This is a genomic window from Faecalibacterium sp. I4-1-79 (assembly GCF_023347235.1).
In the GTDB taxonomy this organism is placed as follows: domain Bacteria; phylum Bacillota; class Clostridia; order Oscillospirales; family Ruminococcaceae; genus Faecalibacterium; species Faecalibacterium tardum.
In genome coordinates, this window is record NZ_CP094467.1 from 1,542,261 (window position 1) to 1,558,107 (window position 15,847).

14 protein-coding genes are annotated in these 15,847 nt (G+C 58.6%); 5 read left to right on the top strand and 9 right to left on the bottom strand.

The features are described from left to right. Positions 1-150 precede the first annotated feature (150 nt). From cas2 to MTP36_RS07590, 9 genes are all read right to left on the bottom strand, one after another. The gene (cas2, locus tag MTP36_RS07550; protein ID WP_249254329.1) at positions 151-441 is read right to left on the bottom strand and encodes a CRISPR-associated endonuclease Cas2; all 291 of its coding nucleotides are present in this window, start codon (positions 439-441) and stop codon (positions 151-153) included. A gap of 9 nt (positions 442-450) precedes the next feature. Next, positions 451-1,482 (bottom strand): type I-C CRISPR-associated endonuclease Cas1c, encoded by a 1,032-nt coding sequence (gene cas1c / locus MTP36_RS07555; protein WP_249254330.1) that lies wholly within the window; start codon positions 1,480-1,482, stop codon positions 451-453. Then, positions 1,467-2,153 (bottom strand): CRISPR-associated protein Cas4, encoded by a 687-nt coding sequence (cas4, locus tag MTP36_RS07560; protein ID WP_249254331.1) that lies wholly within the window; start codon positions 2,151-2,153, stop codon positions 1,467-1,469. The genes cas1c and cas4 overlap by 16 nt, the downstream gene beginning before the upstream one ends. Then, entirely contained in the window at positions 2,153-3,052 is a 900-nt protein-coding gene (cas7c, locus tag MTP36_RS07565) for a type I-C CRISPR-associated protein Cas7/Csd2 (protein WP_249254332.1), read from the bottom strand. Before cas7c ends, cas4 begins: the two co-directional genes overlap by 1 nt. A 4-nt stretch (positions 3,053-3,056) precedes the next feature. Then, a complete protein-coding gene (gene cas8c, locus MTP36_RS07570; RefSeq protein ID WP_249254334.1) occupies positions 3,057-4,823 on the bottom strand; it encodes a type I-C CRISPR-associated protein Cas8c/Csd1 in 1,767 nt (588 codons plus the stop codon). Continuing rightward, positions 4,820-5,470, bottom strand: a complete 651-nt coding sequence (cas5c, locus tag MTP36_RS07575; protein ID WP_249254336.1) for a type I-C CRISPR-associated protein Cas5c — start codon at positions 5,468-5,470, stop codon at positions 4,820-4,822. The genes cas8c and cas5c overlap by 4 nt, the downstream gene beginning before the upstream one ends. A gap of 377 nt (positions 5,471-5,847) precedes the next feature. Then, complete coding sequence (gene cas3 / locus MTP36_RS07580; RefSeq protein ID WP_249254337.1) at positions 5,848-8,010, bottom strand: CRISPR-associated helicase Cas3'; 2,163 nt, start codon at positions 8,008-8,010, stop codon at positions 5,848-5,850. Positions 8,011-8,194: 184 nt separating this feature from the next. Next, complete coding sequence (locus MTP36_RS07585) at positions 8,195-8,521, bottom strand: GlsB/YeaQ/YmgE family stress response membrane protein (RefSeq protein ID WP_055184233.1); 327 nt, start codon at positions 8,519-8,521, stop codon at positions 8,195-8,197. Positions 8,522-8,541: 20 nt separating this feature from the next. Beyond that, positions 8,542-9,231, bottom strand: a complete 690-nt coding sequence (locus MTP36_RS07590; protein ID WP_249254339.1) for an endonuclease III domain-containing protein — start codon at positions 9,229-9,231, stop codon at positions 8,542-8,544. A gap of 172 nt (positions 9,232-9,403) precedes the next feature. Here MTP36_RS07590 and MTP36_RS07595 point away from each other — a divergent pair, with 172 nt between their 5' ends. The 5 genes from MTP36_RS07595 (at position 9,404) to mutS (ending at position 15,813) form a co-directional block, all read left to right on the top strand. Beyond that, entirely contained in the window at positions 9,404-10,678 is a 1,275-nt protein-coding gene (locus MTP36_RS07595; RefSeq protein ID WP_249254341.1) for a replication-associated recombination protein A, read from the top strand. Between the two features lie 24 nt (positions 10,679-10,702). Beyond that, entirely contained in the window at positions 10,703-11,107 is a 405-nt protein-coding gene (locus tag MTP36_RS07600) for a Fur family transcriptional regulator (protein WP_249254343.1), read from the top strand. Between the two features lie 118 nt (positions 11,108-11,225). Continuing rightward, positions 11,226-12,617: a tRNA (N6-isopentenyl adenosine(37)-C2)-methylthiotransferase MiaB gene (miaB, locus tag MTP36_RS07605; protein WP_249254344.1), complete on the top strand. Its 1,392-nt coding sequence runs from the start codon at positions 11,226-11,228 to the stop codon at positions 12,615-12,617. Between the two features lie 60 nt (positions 12,618-12,677). Further along, positions 12,678-13,085 (top strand): YlbF family regulator, encoded by a 408-nt coding sequence (locus MTP36_RS07610; protein ID WP_005925591.1) that lies wholly within the window; start codon positions 12,678-12,680, stop codon positions 13,083-13,085. Positions 13,086-13,197: 112 nt separating this feature from the next. After that, positions 13,198-15,813 carry a DNA mismatch repair protein MutS gene (gene mutS / locus MTP36_RS07615; RefSeq protein ID WP_249254345.1) on the top strand — a complete coding sequence of 872 codons (2,616 nt, stop codon included), beginning with the start codon at positions 13,198-13,200 and terminating at the stop codon, positions 15,811-15,813. Positions 15,814-15,847 lie beyond the last annotated feature (34 nt).

Sequence of the window (15,847 nt, forward strand, 5' to 3'; positions counted from 1 at the left end):
TGTCTCATTATACACCTCTCTGCACAAATTGCAAAGAGATGTCTGCAAACCAAACCGCAAAATCACACCGTTACTTGCGCAAACGGCTGGTATTCCGGTGCGAAGCGTCCCGGAAAACCATGTGTGCTGCCGATTCGCACTGGCCGGACATCAAAAGAGCAACACGCTGTCTTGGGCAAATTCTGGGTGCAGTCCAACCTGCTCGACCTTGGTCTGGTAGTTGTTGCCCAGCTGGTAGAACCGCAGACTGTCCAAGGCAGGGTCGATCAGGGCGGTCAGCTCTGCTTTGAGAACTGCGTACTGCGAAGCGTTCAGCAGGCATTCGAACACGGAATTTTGCACCCGCTGCCCATGATCTACGCACTTCTTGGCAACCTTGCGCAGCCGCTTGCGTCCGGCGGAGGTCTCGGTGTTTACGTCGTAGGTGATCAGTACTAGCATGATTGCACCTCATTTCCAGAAAAACGGAGGGTAAACCTCTAAATCGCCCCGCAGGGTGCGCGCCAGCAGCAACGCCTGCACATAAGGCACAAGCCCCCAGCAGAGCTTTTCCTTCAAAAACGGGTGGGTGATGACTTCGCGCTTTTTCTGCTGCCATGCGTTCAGGAATGCACGGCGTCCCTCCTCGGTCAGCAGAACGGCACCGTTTTCCTGCTTTTCAAAGTGCTTTGCATTCAGCACTTTCTGGTTGATACAGGACAACACGAAACGGTCAGCCAGAACGGTGCGTAGCTCTTCCATCAGATCCAATGCAAGGCTGCGCCGCCCGGGACGGGCGCGGTGCAGAAAGCCCACATAAGGGTCCAGCCCGGCACCCTCCAGCGCAGCGGCGCAATCGCTGGCCAGCAGGGAATAGGCAAAGGACAGCAGCGCGTTCACATTGTCCAGTGGCGGTCTGCGGCTGCGGCAGGTAAACACAAAGGCATCGTTCTGCTGTAAGATCAGCGCGTTGAACCGGTCGAAGTACCGCTGTGCAGCTTCGCCTTCCAGCCCGCGCAGCTGCTCCAGATCCTCGCAGCCTTCCACCAGCGGTAGGGCAGCCGCCAGTTGTGCGCTGGTCTGTTTCAATTCGTCCACGGGCACCCGCTGCGGGTGGTCCCGGGTGGCGCGCTCCAGCACCCAGCGGGCATTGTAAACCTTGCCCAGAATAAAGCTGCGGGCATAGCTACAGCTGAGCGCTTCACTGGAGGCAACGGCGTACTGGGTCTGCCGCAGCAATACGTTGCCGCGTTCCTCGCCCACAGTGCGCGCTAAAAAGCGGCCGCGCGGGGTATAAAAGCTCAGGTCGATGCCCATACGCCCGCATTTGCCCATTAGCGCAGGGCTGGCACCGCTGTAACTGAAGCAGAGGATGCTTTCCAGCGTGTGCAGCGGCACCCGCCCGACCTCGGATTTCCCACGGCTGACCACAACGTTTTCGCCGTCCAGCGTGAGGTAAGCGTCCTCGCTGAGGACGAACAGGGAGTTCAGGAATTGCCGCATGGTGTCACCTCCGTGGCCGTCTCGTCCAGATAGCGCCGCAGATAAGCCTTGGCGTCTGCCTTCTGGCAGAGCATCGGCAGACAGAGCTCTTTCAGGGAACAGGCGTTGCAGTGCTTGCCGGGCTTTACCTTTGGGGTGTAGCCGCGGGCAAAATACTGGTTCATTTCGTCCGCCATCTGCCGGGTGGTGCTGCGCAATTCGTCGGTAAAAGGTACGACCTCCCGCCGCTTCGTCTCGCAGTAATACAGCGCCCCTTCCGGGATATGGCACACCAGCATTTCCTCCAGCGCCATGGCCTGTGCGCATAATTGCAGCCGGTCGGCATCGGTTTCCTTTGCGTGGCCGTGCTTGTACTCCACCGGGTAGGGCTGCCAGCGCCCGGGGGTGCTTTGCAGCGGGATGCCATCCGCACAAGCCCGGAACTCCACCACGTCACAGTTGCCGGACATCCGCAGCCGGTGGCTGGTCACCCGCATTCCCCGAGTGATCAGCAAATCGCCCCGGCGCTCGGTGCGGGTGTCATCGTGGCAGCGGGTATGGTTCAGCTGTCCTTCGGTGGTGCGCAGATTTTCTGCCCATTGCTGCTCCAGATGGATCAGTGCCCACTGGCGGCGGCAGAAGGCAAAATGCTGGATGCCGGACATTTGCAGGTAGTCATCCGGCGCGTCCATCAGTGGAACCTCTCGCAGTGTACACCCTCCGGCAGGGTGTCGGCCACCGTAACGGTGTAGTCCTGATAGCTGCGGGGCGCGACCACCTCGGCCTTGTGCTCCACGGTAACGGCATCGAACAGCTTATAGGCGGGCGCATTGCCCAGCTCGGAATCGTGCTTGAACACGATCAGCTCCCGCACGGCCATCTTGCCGCGTGCAGCACTGTGGTCGTTTTCGAACATATTCAGGATAGCCTGCCACAGCAGCTGCAAGTCCTCTTCCGAGAAGCCGGTGGTCTTGCGGGCAAGATTGGCAGAAACGTAACCCTCGGCACGGTACAGACCGTAGGGCACGATATGCTTGTTGCCCATTTCACTGTTCTTCTTTTCAGCGTCTGCCTCGGTGGTGATGGCTACGCGGGTAATGGTCACCTCCTGCGGCACGATAGGGTCAACAGAGCGGGCGAAGCTCAGCTGCACCGGCCCGCGCACCTGGCCGCAGTTCAGCGCACCCTTGACAAAGGTGGTCATCACGGCACCGAAGGTGCGGATATCGTAGAAATGTTCGCACATATAATCCCGCAGCTTGCGGTCGATATCCGGGTCGCTTTTCTTGGCCTTTTTCAGGTCGTCCTTGGGGGTCAGACCGTTGTGCTCCAGCGCCTCGGCATCACTGCGGTTCAGGGGTACGCCCTCCTTGACATAGATGCGGTAATTGTCGGCATCGGGGGCGTCCTCCTTCAGCGTCTCCACATAGTTGCGGATCTTGCGCTTCAGGCAGACATCGGTCACCAGACCGTAGCCGGTCTCGGGGTCGATGCGGGGCATATTACCGGCATCGGGGTCGCCGTTGGGGTTGCCGTTCTCTACATCGAACAGAATGACGAAATCGTAGCGGTTCTTGATAGGTGCAGACATTTTTTTATTCCTCCTCGTTCTTTTTGACGTAACGTTTCTGGGTCTGGTGGTAGTAGCCGATGGTGAATTTACCCTGATCCGGCAGGCTGAGCCGAGCGGGGAAACCGCTCTCCGGCAGCTGTGCCATCAGTTCGGTGATCTGCTTATCGTAGTGGGTGGCAAGGCCGTCATTCAGCTTGCGCAGATGCTTCTGGCTCAGCCGCAGCAGGGTGGGGAAGGACATACCCGGCGTGGCGCAGGCGGCGTTGAAATACCGGTCCTTGATGGTAGTGTTGATGCCGGGGTTGGCAGCTTTTTGCACAGCCTCCAGCACAGAGAACAGCCGTCCCAGAAGATAGGGGACATTGGTGGTTTCGTTCAGGCTCACAGTATAGACCTCCTTGTTCAGTTCGGTAGGGTAATTACGCAGGTAATACGCTTTGATCACAGCAGCCCGGCCGCGGGTCACATTCTGCTCGGCACGGATACGCAGGGTCACACCGTTCAATAGGGTTGCGGGATAGCGCCCGCCGGTCAGCACGGCGCGCAGCAGGTCGCCTGCCAGCTGCGGGGACGGGTCAGGCGGCGTACTGCCTTTGACGGTGCGTACCGTAGTCAGAGCAACAGACCAGACAGATAGATATTCGCGTATGTCGAGGTCTGGTCGGGCGATTGCAGTCTCATCTAAAAAACGCTGGAGATTCTTGGAAAATGCTCCAAAGGTATCCCGCATGAAAAAACGAACAGATAGCCGTGCTGCGTTTGGTGAAAGACCCAGAATACAGAAATGCTCATCGGGCTGTAACTCGATACCGTTAAAATGTACATGTTGTCCAAGCGCTAACTTTTTCATTATTGCAGCGAGTTCGCCGTTCAAGTCACTGGAAAAAAACATAGAAAAAGCATCGGAATAAGCTGGTTCTGCATTTTCGGCCCAGAAGACCATGGCGGTGGAGCTACTGCCACTACCTAGAATGCGACAATGATTTTTACGGTCAGCCAAGAGATAATTCAGTGCAGTGGTATAGGCAAAGGCGGCGTACTTGCTGACAGGGGCATTATCGCCCTGCTCGTGACCGTAGGAGCAGAAGGCCGGTGCGTTGAAGGATACCAGTGCTGCGCCGGAGCTTTGCGCCCCGGGCACACCGCTGATATTCGGATGGGTGCGCTCGATAGGGGCATATTTTCCGGTAATCAGGCATTGCCCCATGTCGGAATCAGCAGAGCGGTCGTTGTAGTGCGCCTGCCAAGCGTTCTGAATGGCAGGGTCGTCATTGACAAAGCTGTGACTGTGGTCGGCAGCTTCGTAGCCAAAGATCAGGTTGGCGTTGCCGGTGATCTCCTTCCACTGCTCAGCCAATAGGGGATGCGCGGCAGCCTGCGCCGGATCCCAGCTGTCAAAATAAGCAAGGAGCGCCCGGGCTGCGGGGCTGTCTACACCGTCTAGAATGACGTGATGCAATTTGGCACAGGCCTTGAAGCAATCCGCAGCGCGCTCCGGCTTGCCTTTTTCGTCTGCGCCCAGCAAATAGGTGGAGTTATCGCACAAAAAGTTGGCGGCAATGCCGGAGGAACGCTTTTCATGCGCCGGTACGCGCATTGCACGCGGGGCAAGGACTGTCTTTTTGCCCATCTTCGTTTCTGTGCGCAGGTCGAGCACGGAAACCAGCTGCCCGGCATCGTTCAACCGCAGCTCATAGCTCACCTTAAAGCTGTCATCCCAGCCGGGGGCAGAAAGCTTGCCCTGCCGGACAAGCTGCTCGTAATAGGCAGTAAGTGCCTGTAAGATCATGCAAACACCTCCACATCCCGGCAGTCCAGCACGCCGTTTTCCAGCTTTGCCCGGAAGAACTGGGAGCGGATATTTTCCGGGTCGGAGTAGTCCAGATCATACAGCATAAAGCCCAGATCCTGCGTGAGCGGCAGTGCGGGGATCTCTTCAGCCTTGCCGTGCCATTCCCGGAAGTTTGCCGGAAACTCCCGGCAGCCAAAGCAGGGCTGGTGATAGCACTGCCCCTTGGCAAGCCGCCGCCGCAAGATATCCTGAAATTTGCCCGGGTTATCGCCGGGTGCGGCTTTTTCGGTCATGGTAAAATGGCATTCGATCACGTAGTGCACATCTTGCAGCACCAGCGCTGCCCGCTGCTGGATATTCTCTGCCGTGCACAGCATGGGCACCTCGCCGCCCTTGGCTGCACTGAGCGCTGCCGAGGATCGCAGGGTATCCTTGACCTCATTGCGCCGGATGCTGGCAAACTGCACCGGCTTGAGCAGGTAGATGCGGTCGATATGGTACTTCATGCCCGGGTGCCAGTAAATAGCCTCCACCAGCCCGCGTGCCGCCGAGGGCGTCATGATGTCATAGGATACACGCTCGGTTTTCATCTCGGGTCTTGAAAAGCAGGCGTAGTCGCCCCAGACCTCGATCAGCATGGACATGAACACCACCTCCTTTCATTGTTTATTTGAATCTTCAGACAAAGAGAAAACTTGCCCACATAAACCACCTCTTTCTGCATTTCAATTATTAAGTAAAGGACGTATAAGAATTTCTGAGCCTAGAATAACACAATTTGATCAATAATACAAGGGGAAACTTGCAATTTAATGCTTTTTTTCGTATACTGTTGCTGTCATCCGGTGTGTACACTGGGATGTGGATAGAAATAATTAGTAGGTCATGGATGTATGACGGGGAAACGGCAGAGCGACAGATGCTTTGCCGTTTCTTCATTTATCAAATACTATATTACAACAAATAAAATACAATAAAAAGGACTTCTAAGGGCTATCTTGGCCTTATTTTTAGCTTTTGGTCAGAAAAACAGACCTTTTCCGGTCTCCACATCCATGGAAAGCCCGGTCTTAGGGTCGTACAGGGTGCTGTCAGTCAGGATAGCGCTGCCGTTGGGCAGTGGTTCCAATGCTCCGGCAGCATCCAGTGCCTGAAACTGCTGGGCATAACAGGCTACGCTGTAAGCGCCCAGCTTGCGGTAAAGTGTGCGGCTCACAGTCCCACTGCGCAGCTGGTCGCAAAGGGCTTTTCCTTCGCCAATGGGCAGGTAAACGGTGCGGGTGGGGGCTTCGATCAGATGGAACTGTTCAGCCACCTGTGCAAACGGGAAAATGCAGCCCGAGATCCCCTTGCGCAGGGCGTCCAGAATGCTGCTTGTGTCCAGTGCGGCCTCACCCCGCGCAAAATACAGCTCCTTAAAATAAGCTCTGACCGCCTCCGGGCTGTCCAGCGCTGCGGCGCAGCCTGCTGCGTACTGCATGGCGTGTACGTTCTGGCGCAGCATCTGCGGTACGCCGCAGCCTTCCAGCGTAAAACGGTATACCAGGCTCTCTTCCACGCTGCGGTGTCCCTCCCGGTTGCAGCGTCCGGCGGTCTGCAAAAGGGAGTCCAGCCCGCACTGCTCCCGGTATGCGGCGGGGAAATCCACGTCCACACCTGCTTCGATCAGCGAGGTGGACACTACCCGGCAGGGCAGGCTTTCCCGCAGCCGCCGCCGGATCTCTGCCAGCTGGCGGCGGCGGTCTGCGGCGCACAATAGGGTGGTCAGGCAGTAGCTGCCCTCGGCAGGCAAGGCGGCGTACACTTCCTGCGCCGTTTTGCGCCGGTTCACTACGCACAGCACCTGCGGCAGTGCGCAGAGCTGCGAAGTCAGCGCTTCCAGCGTCAGCTCTCCGGCATCGCAAAGGGTGGTGCGACGCAGGGTGGTGTACAAGGTGGCAGTGTCCGGCACGATCTCCTGCAAGGGCAGTTCCGGCGCAAACTGCCGGAAATAGGGCTCTAATGCGGGCTGGGTGGCGGTGCATAACACGGCGGTGGCGTTGTAATGCCGCACCAGCTGCGCAATAGCACTGACGCAGGGCAGCAGATAACTGGTGGGCAGGGTCTGCGCTTCGTCAAAGATGATCACACTGTTCGCAATGTTGTGCAGCTTGCGGCAGCGGCTGCTGCGGTTAGCGTACAGCGATTCAAAAAACTGCACCGCAGTGGTCACCACAACAGGTGCATCCCAGTTTTCGCTGGCCAGCAGCTGGCGGTACTGCGCGGGGGTCAACTTTTCCTGTTCGAGGCTTTTATAGTCTGCGCAGGAGTAATCCGCCAGAACGTTTTCTGCGCCCAGAAGGTCTGCAAAAACAGCGGCAGTCTGGTCGATGATGGACATATACGGAATCACATAGATCACCCGCTTCATGTCCTGCGCAGCGGCCTGTTCCAGCGCAAAGGCAAGGGAGGCAAAGGTCTTGCCGCCGCCGGTGGGCACGGTGAGGGTATACAGCCCCGGTGCGCCGTGGGCACCTTTCTCCATGCAAGCCCGCAGCACGGCATTGCGCTGGCTGCCTACCGGCAAGGTGCTCTGTGCCGCAAGATAGCCCGCCGCCTTGGTACGCACCTTTTCCAGAAGAGAAGAAAGCGCGGTGCTGCTGCCCCGGGGCGCGGCCTGCCCGTTCATAAAAGTTTCGGTGTCGATAAAATCCGCATCCACAAGACAGGAGTAGAGCATCCGGGTAAAGAATGCAAAATCCAGTGGGTCGCGGTTTGCCCAGTCCGGCGGGGCGCTCTGGGGCAGGGTGACCTCGCGCCAGCCATCGTAAGGCTCCACCGGTTTTTTCAGCCGCCCGAACAGGGTAGCGTCAGCGGCATCGGCTGTTCTTCGATTGCCGCCATCCGGCAGACCGGTGTGGTGCCCGGCTACGGCAAAGGCGGCCTGAACGTGGGGCGCACAGCCCTTCATCGCTTCCTGTGCACCGGCGGTCGAGTGGTCGGTTGCAGCACCGCCCGCCAGGCGCTGCTGAAAGGCGGCGCTGTATTTGCCAATATCATGCAGCCACGCGGCGTATTCGGCCTCCTCTTTTGCACCAAAGGGTGCGGCAAAAGCTCCGGCAAGGCGCGCTGTGCCGGAAAGATGTTCGTAGACGGTCTGGGTGCGGGTTCCGTCCTCGGAAATATGTGCAAGTGCTTTTTCCATGTTGAAGCCTCCGTTTCTGGGTCAACGATACAACGGCAGGGAATGCCTGTCAAGAATTGGCAGAAAGTTCGGCGGCCTGCACAGCCCGGGCGGCGTTTATCCGGCAGAACGCCCATAAAAAAGCCGCCGCACTCTGCCCGGAAACTCCGGCGGCAGAATGCGGCGGCATATTGTTACAAAAAACTTACTCAGAGATCTTCTGGCCGATCCAGATGCAGATGCAGGCGCCGACCACCGAGATGGCAAAGGAAGAAAAGCTGCCGGAGGCGTGGATGCCCAGCAGGCCGAACAAAAACTCGCCCACAAAGCTGCCCAGCACGCCCATCAGGATGTTGCGGCCCAGGGAAGTTTCCGTGCCCATAAAGCGCCCGGCCAGATATCCGGCCAGTGCACCCACCAGCACGCCCACAAAAAGGGAGGCCAGCACGCCTACCAGCGTCAGCAGGCCGGTCAGACAGCCCACCAGTACGCACAGCAGGGCAACAATGAGCAAAATCGTTAAAGTGATCATAGTTTATACCTCCTTAAAAATTATGGCTCTGCCTGCTGCCCGGCGGCTTCGCGGGCAGTGCGGCAAATGTCTTTCAAACAGCATTTTTCGCATTCCGGCTTGCGGGCGTTGCACACCGCACGGCCGTGCATCACAAAGCGGTGGCAAAGGTCGCTGCCTTCCTCCGGCGGGATGATCTTCCACAAAGCCATCTCCACTTTTTGCGGCTCCTTGATGCCGTCCACAAGGCCGATCTTATTGCACAGCCGGATGCAGTGGGTGTCGGTAACGATGGCGGGCTTGCCGAACACATCCCCCATGATGAGGTTTGCGCTCTTGCGCCCTACACCGGGCAAAGCGAGCAACTCCTCAAAGGTATTGGGCACACGGCAGTTGTATTGATCCCGCAGCATCCGCATACAAGCCGAGATATCCCGCGCCTTGGAGTGTCCCAGTCCGCAGGGCTTGACAATGGCTTCGATGTCCTCCGGCTCGGCGGCAGCCAGTGCCGCTACGCTTGGGTATTTTGCAAACAACTCCTCCACCACAATGTTCACCCGGGCATCCGTGCACTGGGCGGCCAGCCGCACGCTGACCAGCAGCTGCCATGCGTGGTCGTAGTCCAAGGTGCAACCAGCATCCGGGTATTCGGCCTTGAGACGCCGGATGACCTCCAGCGCCAGCGCTTTTTTTGCGGTAAGATCCTCCGGGGCTTTTTTTTGTACCGGCATGGGACAAACCTCCTTTGAAAGGGAATACCTGAATCATACCATGTTTGACAGGATTTGTAAATGTTTGCAGGACATTATCTGAGAATGATTTTCAGAAAAGCCCTTGTCCTCCTTTTCTAAATGCGCTATACTATATAAAAAGTGCCTTGCGGGCAGGGAAGGAGAAACCACCATGAATGAACCACTTGCGCAGCGCCTGCGTCCTAAAACGCTGGCAGATGTGTGCGGGCAGCAGCATCTGCTGGCTCCGGGGCGGGTGTTCCGCCGCACCATCGAGAGCGGGCGCATCCCCAACATGATCTTTTACGGCCCCTCCGGCACCGGAAAGACCACGGTGGCACGCATTATTGCCGAGAACAGCGGCATGACCCTGCACAAGCTCAACGGCACCTCCTGCGGCACCGGGGATATCAAGGCGGTGCTCAAGGATATCGGCACGCTGGCAGCGGCGGGCGGCATACTGCTGTATCTGGACGAGATCCAGTACCTGAACAAAAAGCAGCAGCAGAGCCTTTTGGAATGTATCGAGGACGGCAGCGTCACCCTGATCGCCTCCACCACCGAGAACCCCTATTTCTACATCTATAACGCGCTGCTTTCCCGCTGCACGGTGTTTGAGTTCAAGCCCCTTGCCGCAGCGGACGTGGAGCGCGGGGTGCGCAACGCCGTGCAGCGCCTTTCCGAAGGGGAGCAGGTGCCGGTGTGCATGGACGAGGACGCCTGCGCCTATCTGGCCGAAAGCGCCGGGGGCGATCTGCGCAAGGCACTGGGCTGTCTGGACTTTGCGGTCACGGCAGCGCCGGTGGAAAACGGAGAAAAACGCATTACCTTAGATATGATCCGGCAGGTCACCCGCCGCACCGCCATGCGCTACGACCGGGAGGGCGACGACCGCTACGACATCGTGTCTGCCTACCAGAAGTCCATGCGCGGCTCCGACCCGGACGCGGCGCTGCACTATCTGGCACGCCTGCTGGAGGCGGGAGACCTGCCCTCTGCCTGCCGCCGCCTGATGGTGTGCGCCTGCGAGGATGTGGGGCTTGCCTATCCGCAGATCATCCCCATCGTCAAGGCGGCGGTGGATGCCGCCAACATGGTGGGTCTGCCGGAGGCGCGTCTGCCGCTTGCGGACGCAGTCATTCTGGTAGCTACTAGCCCCAAATCCAACAGCGCCCACGATGCCATCAACGCAGCCATTGCGGATGTGCAGGCCGGGCGCACCGGATCCATCCCGCGCCAGCTGCAAAACAAACACTTTGACGGCGAGGATGCACTGGTAAAGGGGCAGAACTACAAATACGCCCACAGCTACGCCAACCACTGGGTACAGCAGCAGTACCTGCCGGATGTGCTGAAGGATACCAAGTACTACACCTTTGGCGACAACAAGACCGAACAGGCCGCCCGGGCGTACTGGGCAAAGATCAAAGGGGAAGAAAACGTCTGAACCGTGTGAAAAAGGAGGATGGATATGCGTTATTCAAAACAGCGGGAGCTTGTCATGCAGACAGTGGAGCAGCTGTGCGACCACCCGACTGCGGAGGAAATCTACGATAAAGCCGCGCAGGAGTGCCCGAATCTGAGCCTTGGCACTGTATACCGCAACCTGAACAGTCTGGTGGAAGCCGGGCGGGTGCGCCGGGTGTCCATTCCCGGCAAGGCCGACCGCTTTGACCACACTCTGCCGTGGCACAGCCATTTGTACTGCACCGTCTGCGGCGGCGTGACCGATGCAGAGGTAGACGGAAAACAGGTGATGGAGCTGGTCAAAAACCAGAAGGGCAGGGTGCAGGACTGCGCCGTGGTGCTGCTGGGCGTGTGCGAAGAGTGCTGCCGCAGGCAGGATGCAGAGGCCGCAGCGGCCAAACAGGCATAAAATTTGCGTGTTTCCTCTTGCCCGCAGCGGCCAAACAGGGTATACTAAAGAGTGTCTTTTATAGAATGGCAGAAAATAGAGTTTCGCCGCACGGGGCTACCCTGCCCGGCGGAGAAGGATGGTTTGCTTGGAATACATTAACTTTGAACATAATACCGTTGCCGCCGAGCTGGTGCGGCAGACCTACGACACCCCGCCGCTGGCCTTTGTGCACAGCTACGGCTGTCAGCAGAACGTCAACGACGGCGAGCGCATCAAGGGCGTGCTGGTAGATATCGGCTACGGCCTGTGCGATAAGCCCGAGGATGCCGACCTGATCCTGTTCAACACTTGCGCTGTGCGTGAGCACGCCGAGCAGCGGGTGTTCGGCAACGTGGGCGCGCTGAAAGGGCTCAAGGAAAAAAAGCCCGGCCTCATCATCGGCCTGTGCGGCTGCATGGCCAACCAGAAGCATGTTGTGGAAAAGCTGCGCAAGAGCTACCCCTATGTGGATCTGGTGTTCGGAGTGGACGGCATCGACACCCTGCCGCAGCTGATTGCCCAGAAGCTGCAAAAGCATAAGAGGGTGCTGCTGGATCCCGCACAGCGTCCGGTCATCGTGGAGAACATCCCCATCCGGCGCGAGAGCGAGTTCCGCGCATGGCTGCCTATCATGTACGGCTGCGACAACTTCTGCACCTACTGCATTGTGCCCTATGTCCGCGGCCGCGAGAAGAGCCGCAAGCCCGGCGATATCCTTGCGGAGTTCCGCAGCCTTGTGGAAGCGGGCTATAAGGAGATCACCCTGCTGGGTCAGAACGTGAACAGCTACGGTAAGGGGCTGGAGGAGCAGATCGATTTCTCCGACCTGCTCAACCTGCTGTGCACCGTGCCCGGCGATTATCACATCCGCTTTATGACCAGCCACCCCAAGGACGCCAGCCATAAGCTCATTGATACCATCGCCGCCCAGCCGAAGCTGTGCAAGCACCTGCATCTGCCGGTGCAGTGTGGTTCCGACCGGCTTTTGCAGCAGATGAACCGCCACTATACGGTGGAGCAGTATCTGGAGCTCATCGACTACGCCCGCAAGACCGTGCCCGGCATCACTTTTTCCAGCGATATCATCGTGGGCTTCCCCGGCGAGACCGAGGAGGACTTTGTAAAAACGCTGGAACTGGTGCGCAAGGTGGGGTATATGCAGCTGTTCACCTTTATCTACTCCAAGCGTACCGGCACCAAGGCTGCCGAAATGCCGGACCCCACCCCCCGCAAGGAAAAGACCGACCGCATGACCCGCCTGCTGGCTACGCAGGACGAGATCGCCATGGCGCTGGTCAAGGCGCAGGTAGGGCAGACTGTCCGGGTGCTGGTGGAAGGTTACGGCCGCAACGAGGGCACCCTTTCCGGCCGGCTGGACAACAACCTGACCGTGGAGTTTGCCGCCGACCCGGCACTGCTGGGCAGCTACGCGACCGTACATCTTACCGGTGCCCGCGCCACTGTGCTGCTGGGCGAAGTGGAAGCATAAAAACGTGATTCCGGGGCAAACTGCCCCAGAAAGAATAAAAACAACAAGGAGAACCCAATCATGGATTGCATTGATCTTTTCAAGCGTGCCGCTATGGCACTGCAGACCGACCCCCGCTACGTCATTCTGGATCAGGCCCGCAAGGCAAACGACAAGGATGAGGAGCTGCAGAACCTGATCGGCGAGTTCAATCTGGCCCGCATGGATCTGAACAATGAGATCGGCAAGAACGAGCGCGACGACGCCCGCATCGCTGAGCTGAACGAGAAGGTGAACAGCCTTTACGGTCAGATCATGGGCAACGAAGGTATGGTGGCATATAACGAGGCCAAGCGCGAGTGCGAGAATCTGGTCAACTATATCGACGCCATCATCAACACCGCCATGAACGGCGGCGACCCCATGACCGTGCAGGAGCCTTCTGCCTCCTGCACCGGCAGCTGCTCCACCTGCGGCGGCTGCCACTAAGCAGAGTTTTCATCGGAACGCGGCTGTGCAACACAGACCGCGTTTTGTTTGCACCGGCGGTTACAGCCCGCAAACCGGCTGACGGAACCATACAAGGGAAAGAGGAAAAACCATGGCAGAGCTTTCGCCCATGATGCAGCAGTATCTTGAGATCAAAAACCAACATAAGGACGAAATTCTTTTTTACCGCATCGGCGATTTTTACGAGATGTTCTTCGACGATGCCGTCACGGCGTCCCGGGAGCTGGATCTTACCCTTACCGGCAAGCAGTGCGGCCTTGCGGAGCGTGCCCCCATGTGCGGCGTGCCCTTCCACAGCTACGAGGGCTATGTGGCGCGCCTGATCGCTAAGGGCTATAAGGTGGCCATCTGCGAGCAGGTGGAGGACCCCGCCAAGGCGAAAGGGCTTGTCAAGCGGGACATCATCCGGGTGGTCACCCCCGGTACGGTCATTGAAAGCAGTATGCTGCAGGACGACCGCAATAACTACATTGCCAGCCTTTACCTCAAGGGTAAAAAGGCCGGCTTGTGCTTTGCGGACGTTTCCACCGGTACGGCGCATATCACCGAGCTGACGGCAGATAAGATCGCCCCGGCGGTCATTACCGAGTTGTGCCGTTATCACCCCAGCGAGGTACTGCTGAACCCCGGTCTGCTGGACTGCCGCGAGGTGACCGCCTACATCAAAAAGAACATGAGCTGCTCGGTGGAACTGGTCGAGGACGAGCGCTATGCGCCGGGGCTGGTGGCTTCTGCGCTGGAAGAGCAGTTTGGCCGGGACTGGCCGCAGACCACCGGCATAGCCGCCGAGGGTCTTGTGCGCTTTGCCATGGCTGCGCTGCTGGAATACCTGCACGATACCCAAATCAAGGGTGTGGAGCGGTTAAAGACCGTCATTACTTACAACGAAGCCCAGTTCATGCGGCTTTCGCCGGTCACCCGCGCAAACCTTGAGCTGACCGAGACCCTGCGCGGCCGCGAAAAGCGCGGCACCCTGCTGTGGGTGCTGGATAAGACCAGCACCGCCATGGGCAAGCGGATGCTGCGCAGCTGGATCGAGCAGCCGCTTATTTCCAGCCAGCTCATCAACCATCGCCTGAACGCCGTGGAGGCGCTGGTGCGCCAGACCATGGTGCGCGGCGACTTGACCGAGGAACTGCACTACATCGCGGATCTGGAGCGCCTGATGACCCGCACGGTGTACGGATCTGCCACCCCCAAGGAGATCTATACCCTTGCCCAGACTTGCGACCGTCTGCCCGGCCTGCGCAAGCAGGCGGAGGGCTGCAACTGCCCGGAGCTTGCTGAGCTGGCCGCAAGTATCGATCCGCTGGAGGATATCAAGGCGCGCATTTACGCCGCAATAGACCCGGATGCCCCCTCCACCCTCAAGGATGGCGGCGTTATTGCCAAGGGCTACCACGCCGAGGTGGACGAGCTGCGCTCCATCCGCGATAACACCAAGGGCGTTCTGGCACAGCTGGAAGCCCGTCTGCGGCAGGAGACCGGCATCCCCAAGCTGAAAATCGGCTATAACCATGTGTTTGGCTACTTTATTGAGGTAAGCAACTCCTACAAGAACCTTGTGCCGGAGACCTACATCCGCAAGCAGACCCTCACCTCCGGCGAGCGTTACATCACACAGGAGCTGAAGGAGCTGGAAAGCAAGATCCTTGGCGCACACGAGCGGCTCATCTCGCTGGAACGCCGCCTGTTTGACGAACTGTTGGAAAGCATCGGTGCACAACTGGATCGTATCCAGCGCACCGCCAATGCCATTGCCCAGCTGGATGTACTGGCTGCTCTGGCGCAGGTCGCTGCGGAAAACAACTACTGCCGCCCCGTGGTGGACGACAGCGATGTGCTGACCATCACCGAGGGACGTCACCCGGTGGTGGAGCAGGTGCTCAAGGGCAGTATGTTCGTGCCCAACGATACCACCCTCAACTGCACCACCGACCGCTGCCTCATTATCACCGGCCCCAACATGGCGGGTAAATCCACCTACATGCGTCAGAATGCCCTCATTGCCCTGATGGCGCAGATCGGCTCCTTTGTGCCGGCAGCCAGCTGCCATGTGGGTGTGGTGGACGCCATCTTCACCCGCATCGGCGCCTCGGACGACCTTGCCGCAGGTCAGTCCACCTTTATGGTGGAGATGACCGAGGTAGCCGAAATTCTGAAAAACGCCACCGCCAAAAGCCTTGTGGTGCTGGACGAGATCGGTCGTGGCACCTCCACCTTTGACGGCATGAGCATTGCCCGCGCTGTGGTGGAGCATATCGCAGACCCTGCCAAGGGGCTGGGCTGCAAGACCCTGTTCGCCACCCATTACCACGAGCTGACCGAGCTGGAAGGCACCGTGGAGGGCGTAAAAAACTACAATATTGCGGTCAAAAAGCGCGGCGAGGACATTACCTTTCTGCGGCGCATCGTGCGCGGCCCCGCCGACGACAGCTACGGCATCGAGGTGGCAAAGTTGGCCGGTTTGCCCGGCAGCGTGACCCGCCGCGCCCACGAGGTACTGCGCACGCTGGAAGCCTCTGCGCCCAAAAACAAGGTGGAGCAGATGGATTTTGACGCCTTGCAGGAGTATAATTCCCCGGCAGTGCCCAGCGAAATGATGGAAAAGCTGGAAGCCGTGGATGTGGAAACGCTTACTCCCATTGAAGCGCTGAACTTCTTGTACGAGCTGAAAAAGACCCTCAAGGGCAGCCTGAACGGCTGACCGTAAAAATCAACCACAGGGGAGGGAAAAGACC